Source organism: Streptomyces sp. NPDC058697 (assembly GCF_042715345.1).
In the GTDB taxonomy this organism is placed as follows: Bacteria; Actinomycetota; Actinomycetes; order Streptomycetales; family Streptomycetaceae; genus Streptomyces; species Streptomyces liliifuscus.
On sequence record NZ_JBHXSU010000044.1, the window covers coordinates 25,352 to 40,843 of the forward strand.

Annotated in this window: 14 protein-coding genes; 6 read left to right on the top strand and 8 right to left on the bottom strand. The window is 70.8% G+C overall.

The genetic code is table 11. The features are described 5' to 3' along the window. Positions 1–11: 11 nt before the first annotated feature. The 7 genes from ACFWXQ_RS45505 to ACFWXQ_RS45535 are packed head-to-tail and all read right to left on the bottom strand — an operon-like array spanning position 12 to position 6,970. Complete coding sequence (locus ACFWXQ_RS45505; RefSeq protein ID WP_383953772.1) at positions 12–1,133, bottom strand: acyl-CoA dehydrogenase family protein; 1,122 nt, start codon at positions 1,131–1,133, stop codon at positions 12–14. Beyond that, positions 1,130–2,350, bottom strand: coding sequence for an acyl-CoA dehydrogenase family protein (locus ACFWXQ_RS45510; RefSeq protein ID WP_383953770.1), 1,221 nt, complete (start codon positions 2,348–2,350; stop codon positions 1,130–1,132). Before ACFWXQ_RS45510 ends, ACFWXQ_RS45505 begins: the two co-directional genes overlap by 4 nt. Before the next feature lie 29 nt (positions 2,351–2,379). Continuing rightward, complete coding sequence (locus tag ACFWXQ_RS45515) at positions 2,380–3,528, bottom strand: thiolase family protein (RefSeq protein ID WP_383953768.1); 1,149 nt, start codon at positions 3,526–3,528, stop codon at positions 2,380–2,382. Further along, complete coding sequence (locus ACFWXQ_RS45520) at positions 3,525–3,995, bottom strand: Zn-ribbon domain-containing OB-fold protein (protein WP_383953766.1); 471 nt, start codon at positions 3,993–3,995, stop codon at positions 3,525–3,527. Before ACFWXQ_RS45520 ends, ACFWXQ_RS45515 begins: the two co-directional genes overlap by 4 nt. A gap of 1 nt (position 3,996) precedes the next feature. Continuing rightward, positions 3,997–4,908, bottom strand: a complete 912-nt coding sequence (locus ACFWXQ_RS45525) for an SDR family oxidoreductase (RefSeq protein ID WP_383953764.1) — start codon at positions 4,906–4,908, stop codon at positions 3,997–3,999. After that, positions 4,908–5,645, bottom strand: coding sequence for a hypothetical protein (locus tag ACFWXQ_RS45530; protein ID WP_383953762.1), 738 nt, complete (start codon positions 5,643–5,645; stop codon positions 4,908–4,910). Before ACFWXQ_RS45530 ends, ACFWXQ_RS45525 begins: the two co-directional genes overlap by 1 nt. Further along, positions 5,645–6,970, bottom strand: a complete 1,326-nt coding sequence (locus ACFWXQ_RS45535) for a phenylacetate--CoA ligase family protein (RefSeq protein ID WP_383953760.1) — start codon at positions 6,968–6,970, stop codon at positions 5,645–5,647. Before ACFWXQ_RS45535 ends, ACFWXQ_RS45530 begins: the two co-directional genes overlap by 1 nt. 174 nt (positions 6,971–7,144) lie before the next feature. Here ACFWXQ_RS45535 and ACFWXQ_RS45540 point away from each other — a divergent pair, with 174 nt between their 5' ends. The 6 genes from ACFWXQ_RS45540 to ACFWXQ_RS45565 all read left to right on the top strand — a co-directional run bounded on the left by ACFWXQ_RS45540 (position 7,145) and on the right by ACFWXQ_RS45565 (position 14,282). Beyond that, positions 7,145–7,906, top strand: coding sequence for an electron transfer flavoprotein subunit beta/FixA family protein (locus ACFWXQ_RS45540; RefSeq protein ID WP_383953776.1), 762 nt, complete (start codon positions 7,145–7,147; stop codon positions 7,904–7,906). A gap of 60 nt (positions 7,907–7,966) precedes the next feature. Continuing rightward, positions 7,967–8,929: an electron transfer flavoprotein subunit alpha/FixB family protein gene (locus ACFWXQ_RS45545; protein WP_383953758.1), complete on the top strand. Its 963-nt coding sequence runs from the start codon at positions 7,967–7,969 to the stop codon at positions 8,927–8,929. A 98-nt stretch (positions 8,930–9,027) separates the two neighbouring features. After that, positions 9,028–10,107 (top strand): amidohydrolase family protein, encoded by a 1,080-nt coding sequence (locus ACFWXQ_RS45550; RefSeq protein ID WP_383953757.1) that lies wholly within the window; start codon positions 9,028–9,030, stop codon positions 10,105–10,107. 35 nt (positions 10,108–10,142) lie between these two features. After that, on the top strand, positions 10,143–12,749 hold the full coding sequence (locus tag ACFWXQ_RS45555; RefSeq protein ID WP_386270355.1) for a GNAT family N-acetyltransferase: 2,607 nt from the start codon (positions 10,143–10,145) through the stop codon (positions 12,747–12,749). Continuing rightward, entirely contained in the window at positions 12,746–13,720 is a 975-nt protein-coding gene (locus ACFWXQ_RS45560) for an LLM class flavin-dependent oxidoreductase (RefSeq protein WP_200393894.1), read from the top strand. Before ACFWXQ_RS45555 ends, ACFWXQ_RS45560 begins: the two co-directional genes overlap by 4 nt. Positions 13,721–13,736: 16 nt before the next feature. Continuing rightward, positions 13,737–14,282: a PaaI family thioesterase gene (locus ACFWXQ_RS45565; RefSeq protein WP_383953726.1), complete on the top strand. Its 546-nt coding sequence runs from the start codon at positions 13,737–13,739 to the stop codon at positions 14,280–14,282. Between the two features lie 6 nt (positions 14,283–14,288). Here the strand turns inward: ACFWXQ_RS45565 and ACFWXQ_RS45570 are convergent, their stop codons facing one another. Beyond that, positions 14,289–15,440, bottom strand: coding sequence for an acyl-CoA dehydrogenase family protein (locus ACFWXQ_RS45570; protein ID WP_383953724.1), 1,152 nt, complete (start codon positions 15,438–15,440; stop codon positions 14,289–14,291). Positions 15,441–15,492 lie beyond the last annotated feature (52 nt).

Below are 15,492 nucleotides of genomic sequence, written 5' to 3' on the forward strand. Positions count from 1 at the left end.
GCAGGGCCGGTTCAGATGCCGAGCCGGTCCAGGAGTCGCTCGTGGTACACCGCCGGGCCGCCGAAGAGCAGCTGTGAGGACTTGGCCCGCCGGAAGTACAGATGGGCGGAGTGCTCCCAGGTGAAGCCGATGCCGCCGTGGACCTGGATGTTCTCCATGGCCGCGAACACGTAGGCCCGTGAGCAGCACGCGTGGGCGACGGCGGCGGCGACCGGGAAATCGGGGTCACCCTCGGCGGCCGCCCGCGCCGCCTCACGGGACGACGCCTCGGCCAGCTCCACCTGGACGAGCATGTCCGCGCACTTGTGCTTGACCGCCTGGAAGGAACCGATCGGCCGGCCGAACTGGTGCCGGGTACGGGCGTGGTCGGCGCTCGTCTCCAGACACCGGCGGGCCCCGCCCGCCTGTTCGGCGGCCAGTCCGACCGTGGCGATGTCCAGGACCTTCGCCATGACGCGGCCACCGGCCCCGTCCGCGCCGACGAGGGTGGCGGGCACGGCGTCGAACGTCAGCCGGGCCATCGCGCGGGTGGCGTCCAGGGTCTCCATCGGTTCGGACTCCAGCCCCGTCGCCCGCCGGTCGACGGCGAACAGTGAAGGGCCGGCGACCGTGCGGGCCACGACGAGGAGCAGATCGGCCGTCATACCGTCGATGACGAAGGCCTTGCGCCCGCTCAGTCGCCAGGCGCCGTCTCCACCCCTGTCCGGCACGGCACGTGCGGAGATCAGGGCGGGGTCCCAGGAGCCGCTGTCCTCGGCGACGGCGAGGGCGGCCGTGGTCCGGCCCGAGGCGATGCCGGGGAGGTGGCGGGCGCATGCCTCGCTGTCGCCCGAGGCCAGCAGGGCCTGGGCGGCCAGGACGACGGTGGCGAAGAACGGCGCGCACAGCAGGGCGCGCCCCATCTCCTCCAGTACGACGCCGAGTTCGACCGGGCCGAAGCCGTCGCCGCCGTACTCCTCGGGGATCACCAGGCTGGGCAGCCGCAGTTGATCGGCCGCTTGGGCCCACACGTCGGGGTCGAAGCGCGGATCACTCTCCATGAGCTTGCGGACCGCCTCCTCAGGAGACCTGGCTTCCAGGAACTCCCTTACGGAGGCCCGGAGTTCCCTCAGCTCGCTTTCGTCGGCGCTCATGCGCGTGCCTCCTTCGGCAGACCGAGGACCCGTTCCGCGAGGATGTTCTTCATGATCTCCTCGGTGCCGCCGAGGATGCGCAAAGCCGGGGTGGCCAGGAGGAGTTCGGACCAGGCATACGTGCCCCACTTGCCGGTGTCGGCGACGATCCGGGGTCCGAGGCAGTCTGCGACGAAGTGGGCGGCCCTGGTGAGGTTCTGACCGTACATCAGCTTGGCAACGGACCTCTCCGGGCCAGGTGTGACGCCCGCCCGCAGGGTGCGCAGGGCGCGCGTGTTGAGGTGTTCGGTCGCCATGGCGTCCACGAGGAGTTCGGCGAGACGGGCGCGCAGGGCACGGTCGTCCCAGGTCCAGGTGGCGCGCATCAGAGCCGAGAGCCGGTCCGGGGACAGAGCGGCGGCCACAGGTCCCGCGCCCTCGCTGCCGACCGTCGCGCGCTCGTTCATCAGGGTGGTCAGGGCGACGGTCCAGCCGCCGTCGACCTCGCCGAGGCGGTGGTCGTCGGGGACGCGTACGTCGGTGAGGAAGACCTCGTTGAAGTCCGCGCCGCCGGTCATCTGCCTGAGCGGCCGGACCTCGACACCGGGGGCGTCCATGGGGACCAGGAAGGCCGTGATGCCGCGGTGCTTGGGCGCGTCCGGGTTCGTTCGGGCCAGCGCGAGGCCGATCTGGCTGTGCTGGGCGACCGACGTCCACACCTTCTGCCCGTTGAGCACCCAGTCCTCGCCGTCCCGCACGGCCCGGGTCGCCACGCTCGCCAGGTCGGATCCCGCGCCCGGCTCGCTGAACAGCTGGCAGGCGATGGCGTCCCCGCGGTACATCGCGGGCAGCCAGCGGTCCTTGAGGTGGGGTTGGGCGTGGGCGAGGATCGTCGGGCCGATCATGCCCAGGCCGATCACGCTCAGCGTGCCGGTGTCGGCGACGTCGTACTCGGACTCGATGGCGTCGTAGAGCAGGTCGTGGACGGGGGTGAGGCCGCGGCCGCCGTACTCGGGCGGGCCGGTGATCCAGCCGAAGCCGTTCTCGTGGCGGATCCGCTGCCAGTCCCGCGCCCGCCGCACGTGCTCGCGCTCCTCCTCGGGCGGGAGGCTGCTGAAGTACGCCATCGAGTCGTCGCCCTCGCCCCAGGTGAAGGCGGTGCGGTCGGGGGCCTTCGCCACGTGGGCGTCGAGGAAGCGGCGCGCCTCGGCGGCGAAGTCCTGCATGTCCTGTTCCATCACGGGTTCCCTGTGTTCTCGTGTCGCTCTCAGGTCGAGAGGATCGTCACCGCGGACACGCCCGGCGCGCCGTACAGGTGGGTGTAGCCGACGCGCGGTGTGCCGGGGATCTGCCGGGTGCCCGCCGTGCCGCGCAGCTGGAGCACGATCTCGTGGATCTGGCGCAGGCCGGAGGCCCCGATGGGCTCGCCGTTGCCGAGCAGGCCGCCATCGGTGTTGACCGGGAGGCGGCCGCCGATCTCGGTGGCGCCCTCGGCGATGAGGCGTTCCTGTTCGCCGTCCTTGCAGAGGCCGTTCTCCGCCATGTGGATGATCTCGGACCCGGCGTCGGTGTCCTGGAGCTGGGCGACGTCGACGTCCTCGGGTCCGATGCCGGCCCGTTCGTACGCCTCGCGCGCGGCGTCCACCGTCGGGCTTTCCACCGGCTCTCCGACGGGGAACGACGGGCTCTGCACCTCGAAGGCGCCGAGCCTGCGGCTGCGCAGGGAGGTGGACCGGATCCGTACGGGCGTGGAGGTGTACTTGTGGGCCTGGTCGGCACGGCACAGCACGAGGGCCGCGGCGCCTTCGTCCGGGCCGCAGTACATGTATTGGCGGAGCGGGTAGTTGAGGACCGGGGAAGCAAGAATCTCCTCCGGTGTGAGGGGAGTTCGGCGCCAGGCCTTCTCGTTTCCGGCCGCGTTGCGGAAGTTCTTCGACGCCACGCGCGCGAGCGTCTCGTGGGAGATGCCGTGGTCGTGCATATAGCGGTTGATCTTCATGCCGAAGAAGTGGGTGGTGAGGAAGAGCCCGGTCTGTCCGTACCAGGAGGGAATGCCGGCCACGGAGGGGTCGGCGGCGAACGCGCCGCGCGGGTGTTTGTCCAGGCCGATGGCGATGGTCAGGTCGTGCTCGCCGGTCTCGATGGCCCGGGCGGCGAGGGCCACCGCCGTACCGGCCGTGGCGCAGCCGTTGAACACGCCGCGCAGCGGAACGCCGGTCAGGCCCAGCTTGCCGACGATCGCGTCCGGGTTCGCGACCTCGAAGCTGCCGACGTAACCGCCCTGGATCTGTGGCCAGGTCACGCCCGCGTCGGCGAGCGCCAGCCGTACGGCGTCCGCGCCCATGTCCATGGCGGGCTTGCCGGGAAACCGGCCGAAGGGGTGGAGCCCCACCCCGATGATGACTGCCTCGGTCATGACGACTCCTCCTCCACCGGATCTGCCTGGGCGGACGCTTCGGCCGGGGCGAACGCGAACGTCATGACCTCGGTGCCGTCGGCCCGCACGGCGTAGGGCACGAGCGTCAGCCGCATGTCCTGCCCGATCCGCAGCTTCTCCGGGTCGGGCTGGGTCAGCCGGGCCTCGACCAGCAGCTCGCCGGGGAGTTCGACGTAACCGACGGAGTACGGCTCGAAGGTCTCCGGGCCGTCGTAGGGCGGGGACGGCGGGCGGAAGTTCTGAGCCGTGTACGTCCACAGCGTCCCGCGGTCCGCGAGCAGCCGTGTCTTCGACTCGTCGCTCGCGCACCGGACACAGTCCGAGGCCGCCGGGAAACTCACCAGACCGCATGCCGTGCACTCGGAGCCGATGAGCCGGAGGGGTTCGGATTCGGAGGGCGGCCAGGTGAACAGGCCTTCGGCGACCGGTTGTTGCGTTGTCGTCATGTCACGCCCCGTTCCGGTTGCCGAGGGCGTCGGCGTTCGGAGCCGCCTTGGCCACCAGGTTCGGGACGACGGAGGACAGCTCCTCCGGCGTCCACCGGGTCTCGGCACTCGCGCCGGGGCCGTTGACCCAGCCCTCCAGTACGGTGATCCGGTTGCCGACGACGCCGAACACCCGGCCGGTGACCTCGCGCGACGCCGCCGAGCCCAGCCACACCACGAGCGGCGAGATGGCCTCCGGGGTCAGGTCCTCGCTCTCGGCGGCCAGCTTCATCATCTCGATGTCCTCGGTCAGCCGGGTGAGCGCGGTGGGCGCGATGGCGTTCACCGTCACGCCGTAGCGGGCGAGTTCGGCCGCGGCGATGACGGTGAGGCTCGCGATGCCCGCCTTCGCCGAGCCGTAGTTCGACTGGCCCGGGTTGCCGAAGATGCCGGACGGCGACGTCGTGTTGATCACCCTGGCGTCGTTGTCGTGACCGGACTTGGTCCGCACCCGCCAGTACGCGGCCGCGTGGTGCAGGGTGGCGAAGCTGCCCTTGAGATGGACGGCGAGCACGCTGTCCCAGTCCCGCTCGGTCATCGACACGATCATCCGGTCGCGGAGGATGCCGGCGTTGTTGACCAGTACGTCGAGGCCGCCGTAGGTGTCCACGGCCTGCTGGACGAGCCGGCCGGCGCCCTCCCAGGTGGAGATGTCGTCCGTGTTGGTCACCGCCTCGCCGCCGGCTTCGACGATCTCGTCGACCACGGTCTGAGCGGGCCCGGCCGAGGAGCCCCCTCCGTCGCGTGTACCGCCCAGGTCGTTGACCACGACCTTCGCGCCGTGCGCGGCGAACGCCAGGGCGTGCGCCCTGCCGATCCCGTTGCCGGCCCCGGTGACGACCACGACACGGCCGTCGACCACTCCTTCGGACATCATCGACTCCTTGCTGAATACGGCGAGTTGGCGTCGCCGAGCAGTACTCGCGGGTCCTCGCTGCCGCAGGCGCACCTGCCGGTGGCGACGCGGCCCGCCATGCCGAGCGGTGTCTCGGGGAGCGGCGAGGCACGCCCCTCCCCCGCCGCGACGTACAGCTGTCCGTCCGCACGCTCGCCGAGGCGCCATTCGGCACCGTTGACGTGCGCGCCGCACCGCTCGGGGCACTCCAGCGCGAGAGCCGGCCCCACGGCGGAGATCAGGCAGGCGGACACGCCCACTCCGCGGAGTATCGGTACGGCCGCGGGCCGGGCCAGTACGAGGGACGTCGAGCTGAACATCTCACCGAGATCGGCCGCTCCGGCGAGCCCCTCCAGGGTCTCCGCCGAGAGGCCGATCACCGCGTGCGGGTTCAGTTCGCGGTGGAAGACCGAGGTCCGGCGGTGGTCCCAGCCCATCGCCTCGGCGATTCCGTATGTCACCTTCAGCTCTCGCAGAGCACCGATCACCGCGCGGCCCCAGAACCCCTCGAAGCCGGAGGTGGTCAGCAACGCCCGCTGCCCGGCGGTGAGTCCGTGCTCCCTCAGCCGTGCGGTGACCCAGTCGGTGTCCCGGGCGAGCTCCGCCCAGGTCAGTTCCATGTCCCGCATGCCGTCGGCGGTGGGGAAGCGTACGAGGTAGGCCAGTTCGGGGCGGTCAAGTGTCCTGGCGCGGGCCAGGGTGTCGGCGCGGGCCATCAACTCTTCACCACCCGGGGGAACTTGGCGACGCTGGTCATGGTCTTCAACAGGTCCTCCTCGGTGCGCATGTCGAGCACCGGCTTGACTCCGGTCCGCTCCCGCACGGCCTCGCCGAGCCGCCCTGCCAGGGCGTCGACATCCGCGGTGAGCCCCGGGTCGTAGCCGACGCGCAGGCGCAGTTCGTCGACCTCGCGTCGGTCCCGGACGATCTGGAAGACCCCCGACGCCGTCTCCGGCTGGTCCTCCACGGCCTGCCAGATGTCCCGCAGGACCACGGAACGCCCCTGGACCAGCGTCTCGTCGCCGCGCCGCCCGGCCACCCACATCCGGGCGTGGGTACGCCCGCAGCCGCAGCGGTCGCCCGAGAGGCGGACCAGGTCCTCGCTGCGGTAGCGGATCAGCGGGGCGGCCCGGTTGTCCAGGTCGGTGGCGACCAGTTCGCCGAGGTCCGTCTCGGGGACGTCACGCCATCCGCCCTCTTCGTCGACCTCGACGCACTCCGCGAAGACGGTGTCCTCCCAGAGGTGGAAGCCGTCGTGCTCCCGGCACTCCCAGGCGGTGCCGGTGTCGGCCGCGCTGGTGTACTCGTAGACGTCGATGCCCCAGTCGTCGCGGATCCGTTCGCGCATCTTCCGGCTGAGGGGCTGCCCGGCGCACGAGGCGCCCTTGAGGGAGGAGAACGCCTCCTTGAGATCCGTCTTCTCGGCGAGGTGCTCCAGCTCCACCATCTGCGGATACATCATCTGCAGGTAGGCCGGCCGGTAGGTGCGCAGGGCGTCGACGACCTCGTTCATCTTCCCGAGCCAGGTGTCCACCTCGATCACCACGGCGCCGAGCGCCTGGTAGCCGGGGTCCATGAGGTTGCGGAAGGTGCCTGGCGGGCTGAGCACCCGGTCGCCGGGCCTGAGGCCGAGTTCCCAGAGGTCACGCACCTGTGCGGTGACCAGGGGCGGCGCGTCCTCCCAGATCTCGGCGAAGAACTCCGGGTCGCCGGTGGTGCCGGAGCTGGAGGAGACGGAGGTCAGCCCTTCGACGGGCACGCAGAGCAGGCCGCCGAAGGGGTCGCCGGTGCGGGCCCGGTGGGCGCGCACCATGTCCTTCGTGATGAACGGTATGCGCGCCCGGAAGTCCTCCAGGCACCGGATGTCACGTGGGTGCACCCCGTGCTCGTCCCAGAGCTCGCGGTAGAAGGCGGAGTTGCCGTAGGCGTACTCGACGAGTTCCACGACCCGTTCTTCCTGCCGTGCCCGCAGCTGGTCGCGGGGCATGGTCTCCACCTGTGGCTCGAAGTACCTGTCCCCGGTGTCCCTGTCACCGCCCATGGCGCCTCCTCGCGGCTCGGCTGCCCAGATCTTCCAGCTATCAGCACAATCAGTCAACCAATTCGACGGATTTTCGGGAGACTCTCGCGCTCCCGCGATCCATATAGTTAACTATTAGCACTCATTAGACCTTCGGCAGAGCACGGAGAGAACACTGTGAAGATCGTTGTCTGCGTGAAGCACGTGCCCGACGCCACGGCGGACCGCACCTTCACCGAGGAGGGGAGCACCGACCGCGAGTCGGTCGACTCCCTGCTGTCCGAACTCGACGAGTACGCCGTCGAACAGGCCCTGCGGATCGCCGAGTCGGGCGTCGACACCGAGATCAGCTATCTCACCGTCGGTCCCGACGACGCGAAGGACGCCCTGCGCAAGGCGCTCGCCATGGGAGGCGACTCTGCGACACATGTGAGTGACGAGGACATCGAGGGCAGCGACGCCTTCGGCACCTCACTCGTGCTGGCCAGGGCGATCGAACGGCACGGCTTCGACCTCGTCCTGTGCGGGATGGCCTCGACGGACGGCACCATGGGCGTCGTACCGGCGCTACTGGCCGAACGGCTCGGGGTCCCCGCCGTCACCCACGTGGAGGAGCTGACGGTCGAGGACGGCACGGTCACCGGCCGCCGCGAGGGCGATTCCGCGACCGTGCGGGTCCAGGGCTCACTTCCCGCCGTCGTGTCGGTGACCGACCGCTCCGGCGACGCCCGCTACCCCTCTTTCAAGGGGATCATGGCCGCGAAGAAAAAGCCCCTGGAGACCCTCGATCTCACCGACCTCGGCATCGACGCCGGGCAGGTCGGCCGGGCCGGTGCGCGGTCGGCCGTGGACACCGCGACCCGACGTCCGCCGCGCTCCAAGGGGGAGATCGTCGCCGACGACGGTACGGGCGGCGCCGGGCTGGCCGCGTTCCTCACCGCCAAGAAGTTCGCCTGACCGAGCCCCGCGCTGCCCCGCCCCGCCCCGGAACCGTTCCAACAGGAGGAGTGCATCACCGTGGCCGAGATCCTCGTACTCGTCGATCACACCGACGGCGTCGTACGCAAGCCGACCCTCGAACTACTCACCCTGGCGCGCCGGTTGGGCGAACCGTCGGCCGTCTTCCTCGGGCGGAACGCGGACTCCGCGACCGAGGCGCTCGGCCGGTACGGCGCGCACAAGGTGTACGTCGTGGACGCACCCGAGGTCGACGAGCTCCTCGTCACTCCGGCCGTGGACGCGCTCACCCAGATCGCCGGGAGCACCGGTCCGGCGGCGATCCTGCTGCCCTCGAACCCGGACGGCAAGGAGACCGCCGCGCGGGTCGCGCTCCGCCTGGAGTCGGGGCTGATCACGGACGCCGTCGATGTCGTCGCCGGCGAGGACGGCCCGGTCACCGAGCAGTCCGCGTTCGCGGCGACGTACCAGGTGACGGCCCATGTCACCCGGGGCGTCCCGGTGATCACGGTCAAGCCGAACGCCGCCGCCCCCGAACCGGCCCCCGTCACACCCGAGGTCGAGAAGTGGGACGTCACCTTCGGCCCCGCCTCCGCCGCCGCCAAGGTCCTGTCCCGCACACCACGGGAACGGAGTGACCGGCCCGAGCTGACCGAGGCCGACATCGTGGTCTCCGGCGGCCGCGGGGTGAACGGCGCCGAGAACTTCGCGGTCATCGAGCGCGTCGCCGACACCCTGGGCGCGGCCGTCGGGGCGTCCCGCGCCGCCGTGGACGCGGGCTGGTATCCGCACAGCCACCAGGTCGGCCAGACCGGCACCCAGGTCTCCCCGCAGCTCTACCTCGCCGCCGGCATCTCGGGGGCGATCCAGCACCGCGCGGGCATGCAGACCTCCAAGACCATCGTCGCGGTCAACAAGGACCAGGACGCCCCCATCTTCGAGCTGGCCGACTACGGCGTCGTGGGGGACCTCTTCCAGGTGCTCCCGCAGCTGGTGGAGGAGATCGAGCGGCACCGAAGCTGATCTCCGCTTGCTGATCTCCACCCCTCCCGGCCTTCCACCCGGAGGCCGATACGATTAAAATCGCTAACTGATTACATCCATTGACCCGAAGGAGCGCCATGACGAAGATCTGGGTCAACTCGGGGGACTCCCATGTGATGGAACCCGACGACCTCTGGATCCGGGCGCTGCCGCCGCGCCTCGCCGACCGTGCGCCGCGCAGCGAACGCGGCGACAAGTACGAGGTGCTCTACATCGACGGCGAGCGCATCGACCGCCAGCTGAACGACTTCATGGACGCCATGCGGCCACCGGGCGCCCGGGACCTCGACGTCCGGCTCAAGGACCTGGACCAGGAGGGCGTCTGGGGCCAACTCGCCTTTCCCTCCATGGGGTTCTGGCTCTGCTCGATCACCGAGCGGGAGCTCGCCCGGGAGACCGTACGGGCCTGGAACGACTGGGCGCACTCCGAGGTCCTCGGGAAGCAGAAGCGCATCATCACCCCCGCCTGCGTCTCGACGACCAACGTCGAGGACGCGGTCGCCGAGGTCGAGCGGGTCGCGGAGCTGGGCTTCCAGTCGGTCTTCCTGCCGTGCTCCACCCGGCCCGGTGAGGAGTACGGCCTCGACCTGTGGGAGCCGCTGTGGACCGCGGCCGAGCGGGCCGGTCTCGTGCTCGGCTTCCACATCGGTACGGGCGGCGAGAACGTCGTCTTCCGCGGACCCGGCGGCGCAGTCGTCAACTACATGGAGACGACCTACCCGGGCATGCGCGTCGTCTCGCACATGGTCGCGGGCGGTGCCCTGGACCGTCACCCCGACCTCAAGATCCTCATCGCGGAGGGCGGCGCCGGCTGGGTGCCGGCGATCGGCGACCGGATGGACGAGGCCTACCGCCAGCACGGCATGTTCGTACGGCCGAAGCTGAGCCGACTGCCCAGCGAGATCATCAGGCAGCAGGTGTACGCCTCCTTCCAGCACGACAAGAGCTCGGTGGAGATCGTCGAGTCGACGGGCTACCGCAATGTGATGTGGGGCGACGACTACCCGCACCTGGAAGGCACGTACGGGCACACGCAGTCCACCCTGCACGAGCTGTTCGACGGTGTGTCCGACGAGATCCGCGAGCGCGTCACCCGCGGCACCTTCAACGAACTGTTCCGTCTGCCCGAGCAGACTCCCCAGGAGGCGGCCGTCTGAGCGGCGTCGGCGACGCGAGGACACCGGACGGCACAGTGACCACTCCCCCGGATCCAGAGTACCTGGAACAGCCCGCGTATCCCGATGACCTGGAACAGCCCGGACTCGTCAGGACCGGGCGGTCGACCTTCGTCCGGCCCATCCGGCCGGAGGACGCCGACCGTCTGGTCGCCTTCGTCGGCGGCCTGTCGCGGGCGACTCTGGCCTACCGCTCGCTCGGCCCGGTGATCCGGGCGCGCGACGACGTGATCCGGCGCGGCGCGTACGTGGACTACCTCAACGAGCTGGCGCTGGTCGCGCTGGCCGGTGACGAGATCGCGGGCCTGGTGCGCTATGTCCGTGACACCGAGAACCCGGACCACGCGGAGGTCACCTTCACCATCCGGGACGACGACCAGAGCGAAGGTTTCGGCAGGCTGCTGCTGGAACACATCGCCGCTGCCGCCCGCGCCCGGGGCATCCGGGTCCTCAAGGCCGACGTCCTCGCCGACAACACCCGCATGATCAACGTGTTCCTCGGCTCCGGCTACCGGGTCGAGTCCGGGCCGCCCGGCCAGATCGTGCACTTCGACATCGCCGTCGACCCGCAGGCCCAGGCGGTCGCCCGGGCCGAGCGCCGCGAGCACACGGCCGTACGACGCTCTCTGCGCCCCCTGCTCGAACCCCGGTCGGTCGCGGTGATCGGCGCCAACCGGCGCCCCTTGACGATCGGTCACGAGATCGTGGCCAACCTGCTGCGAGGCGGCTTCCGCGGCAGCGTGTTCCCCGTCAATCCACGGGCCGAGCAGGTCGCCGGAGCCCGGGCGTACCCGAGCGTCCGGGAGCTGCCCGAGCCGCCGGACCTGGCGCTGATCGCCGTACGCGCCGAGGCGGTGCCCGAGGTCGTACGGGAGTGCGCGGAGGCCGGCGTCAAGGCGGTGGTCGTCGTCTCCACCGGCTTCGGGGAGACAGGTGCGGCCGGGCGGTCGGCCGAGCTGGAGCTGTCCCGGTTCGCCCGCGCCTCCGGGATGCGGCTGGTGGGCCCGAACTGCATGGGCGTGGTCAACACGACACCCGCGGCGAGGCTGGCCGCGACCTTCTCGCCCGCCCTGCCCACACCCGGCCGGGTGGCGATGTCCAGCCAGTCCGGGCCGCTGGGACTCGCGGTGCTCGACTTCGCCCGGCGGCTGCGGCTGGGCTTCTCCGGGTTCGTATCGGTGGGCCATGCCGTGGACGTGTCCACCAACGACCTGCTCCAGTGGTGGGAGGAGGACCCCGAGACCTCGGTGATCCTGCTGCACGTCGAGACCTTCGGCAATCCGCGCCGGTTCGCGCGCATCGCCCGCCGCGTCGCACCGCGCAAGCCGATCATCGCGGTCCACCCGGGTCACGCGCCCGCGACGGGTCAGGTGGACTCGGGGGTTCGAGGAGGCCCCGGAGTTCGTGGAGGCCCGGCACGTCGAGGGGATTCGGTGGGTCGCGTGGATCCGGCGGCCGGTCCCTCCGATTCGGCGGTCAGTTCGCTGTTCGCCCAGTCCGGCGTGATCCGTACGCGCAGCCTCCAGGAGCTGTTCGACGCGGCGCTGCTGCTCGCCCACCAGCCTCCCCCGCCCGGCAACAGCGTCGCGGTGATCACCAACGCGGGCGGCCCCGCGGCACTGACCGTCGGCGCATGCGCGGCGAGCGGCCTGCGCGTGCCCCCGCTCGGCGAGCGCACCCGGGAGACGCTCCGCGCGGCCCTGGGCCCCGGGGCGGAGGTCGCCAACCCGGTCGACCTCACCCCGATGGCGACCGCCGCGCACTACCGGCGGGCACTGGACGCCGTGCTGGCCGACAACGGGATCGACGCGGCCATCGTCCTGTTCATGCCCCCGCTGGCGGACAAGCCCGACGAGGTGGCTGCGGCGATTCTCGACGCGGCCGAGGCCGCGCCCTCGAAGCCGGTGGTGGCGAGTTTCCTGGGCGGCGCGGGCGTCGCCGATCTCCTCCACCGCGGCGAACTCGTCGTCCCCACCTACGCGTTCCCCGAATCGGCGGCGGCCTCGCTCGGGCATGCGGCCGCCTATCAGGCATGGCGGAGTACGCCCGCGGGTGTCATCCCGGATCTCCCCCGGATCGACGCCGGCCGGGCCAAGTCACTGCTCGCCGGATGCGCTCCCGGACCCGTACCGCCGCGTATCGCCACGGAGTTGCTGGACTCGTACGGGATCGCCGTACGGGACACCGGAACGGGCTCCGGGCCGGGCTCTGAGCTGGGCACTGGGCCGGGCACTGGGCTGGGTTCCGGCCCGGACGCGTTTCTTTCCGTCGGCGCCGACCCGGTGTTCGGCCCGGTGGTGGCCTTCGGCCTCACCGGGGACTACGCCGATCTGATGGCGGATGTCGCCCACCGGGTGACTCCGCTCAGCGACCGGGACGCCCGGGAGATGGTCCGCTCGCTGCGGGCGGCTCCGCTGCTGGACGGCAGGGTGGGCGGCCCGGGCGTGGACCTCGCGGCGCTGGAGGAGACCGTCCTGCGGATCTCCGCGATGGTCGAGGACCTGCCCGAGATCGAGGCGATGGAGCTGCGTCCGATACGGCTGCTGCCGCCCGGGGACGGGGTCGCCGTCACCCGCGCGACGATCCGGCTCGCTGACGAAACCAGGAAAGGTGGCCCCTCGTGAGGGTCGGCATCTACTTCGACATGCGCAATCCCCCGCCCTGGCGGCAGAGTTGGTCCCGGGTCTACGGATTCGCCCTGGAGATGTGCGAGGAGGCGGACCGGCTCGGCATCGACTCGGTCTGGTTCTCCGAACACCACGGCTTCGAGGACGGATACCTCCCTCAGCCGCTCACCATGGCGGCCGCGGCGGCCGCCCGTACACGGCGGATCCGCCTCGGTACCGCGGTCATCCCGGCACCGCTGCACGCGGCCCCCGAGATCGCCGAACAGGCCGCGCTCGTGGACATCATCAGCGACGGCCGCTTGGACCTCGGACTCGGCACGGGCTATCGCGTGCCCGAATACCGGCTGTACGACGCCGACTTGACCAAGCGCTACTCCACGACCGACCAGCGGGTGCGGGAGATCCGCGGGCTGTGGGCCGAGTCGCTGGTGACGCCCGGCCCGGTCCAGGACCCGCTGCCGATCTGGCTCGGTTACCAGGGTCCGCAGGGCGCCCGCCGGGCAGGCCGGCTGGGCACCGGGCTGCTGTCGCTCAACCCCGCGCTGCTGGAGCCGTACCGGGAAGGACTCGCCGAGAGCGGCTACGACGTGTCGGCGGGCCGGATGCAGGGTTCGTTCACCACGTTCGTCACCGAGGACCCGGAGGCCGACTGGCCGGTGGTCCGCAAGCATCTCTCCTACCAATGGGACAGCTACCGCCGGTACATGGTGGAGGGGACCGACCAGCCGGCTCCCCGTCCGATCAACCCCGAGAAGTGGCGGGAGACGGGGCTGAGCGCGACCGGCGTCGGCCAGTTCCTGTACGGCACACCGCAGGAGACCGCCGATGCCATCAAGGCGTACGTGGCGGGGTTGCCGGTCGAAGGGGTGTTCCTGTGGGCCTCGCTGGCCGGGATGCCCGAGGAGATGGTCGCCCGCCAGGTCCAGCTCATCGCCGGGAAGCTGCGCCCGCTGCTTGCCGATGTCTGACACGAGGAGTTCCGCCATGTCGACGACGGGAACAGGCAAGACCGGTGTGACGCCCCCGAACGGGCACTGGGCGGGTGCGGGGCTGCCGGAGCCGCCCCGGACCGCCGGGGGCGTGACCCTCTGTGGTGGGTGCCGCGCCCTCGGCTCCTGCCGGCTCGGCGTGGAGCGCGAACGGCTCGACGAGGACGGTGTGGCGAGGTTCGAGCTGAGCTGCCCGCGTTCCCACGAGGGCGGGCCCGATGTCGCGCACGGCGGCTGGACGGCGGCCGTCCTGGACGACTGCCTCGGCCATCTCCCGTTGCTGCACGGCGTGATGAGCGTGACGGCCGAACTGACGGTGAGCTTCGTGAAGCCGGTACCGGTGGAACGGCCCCTGGAACTGCGGGTGTGGGCCGACCGGAGGGAGGGCTCCCGCTGGTACATCGCGGGCGAGTTGACGCTGCCGCCGGGCGGAGCGGTGCTGGCCCGCGCCTCCGGAATCTGGGTGACGCGCGATCACAGCCACTACACGCGGCACGCGCAGTGGCTGGCCGGACAGGGCGGGGACCCCGAGAACCGGTGAGAGCGGTCAGTAGGACCGCAGGCCCATGCTGCGGGCGATCCCGTTGCGCTGGATCTGGCTGGTCCCGCCGGAGATCGTGGCGACGATCGACTCGCGGTAGCGGAAGCTCATCACGCTCTCCGTCGAGAACCCGTGCCCCGCGCAGACCTGCATTCCGAGCCTGGCAGCCGCCACGTACGTCTCCGAACCCTTCAGCTTCGCCATCGAACCCTCACGGGTGCACGGCCTGCCCTGCGCGAGCAGCCAGGCGGCGCGGTACGCGAGCAGCCGGGCGGAGTCGATCTCGGTCTGCAGATCGGCCATCGCGTGGGCGAGTGCCTGGAAGTTGCCGATCGGACGGCCGAAGGCGTGCCGGGTGCGCGCGTACTCCAGCATCTCGTCCAGCGTGGCCTGTGCGGCGCCCAGATACCCCCCGCTGATGATCACCTTCTCCAGTTCGATGTTGGAGAGCATGACCTTCCAGCCCTCGTCGCGCGGCCCCACGAGGTTCTCCTTCGGTACGAGGGCGTCGTTGAAGAAGACCTCGTTGGTACCCAGGATGTGCCGGGCCAGCGTCGGGGTCCGGCGTACCTCGACTCCGTCGGTCGCGGGGTCGACGAGCAGCAGGCTGATTCCGCCGTGCTTGGGTTCGCGGGGCCCCGTGCGCACATAGGTCGCGATGGTCGTGTCGGGGAGCCCGCCGCCCGTGCACCACGCCTTCTGGCCGCGGACGCGGAAGTGGTCGCCGTGGTCCTCCGCGGTGGTGCGCAGCGCGGCGGCGTCGGAGCCGCTGTCCGGCTCGCTGAGGCCGACGGCGAGCCGGTGGTGTCCGGTCATGACCTGCTCGCGGATGAAGTCACGCTGTGCCTCGTTGCCCCACCGGAACACGGTGATTCCCGGGATGAGCACGCCGATGTAGCACATGGCGACGTCGAAACTGGCCCGCCCGAGCTCCTCGGCGATCAGAACGAGCTCAAGTGGTCCGCCACCATCCCCACCCTCCTCCTCGCTGAACGGCAGCGAGAACCAACCGAGTTCGGTCATCCCCCGGAACAGCTCGGGCGGTACCACGCCCTCCTCGTCCCACTGCTTCGCCTTCTCGGCCGGGCACACATCGGCGACGAACTGCCGTGCCGTCGCGCGCAACATGTCCTGCTCGTCGGTCAGCCCGAAGTCCACGGCCACTCCTCGCCACCACTAGCCTATTCATCTATCTAATTATTCTATGTTA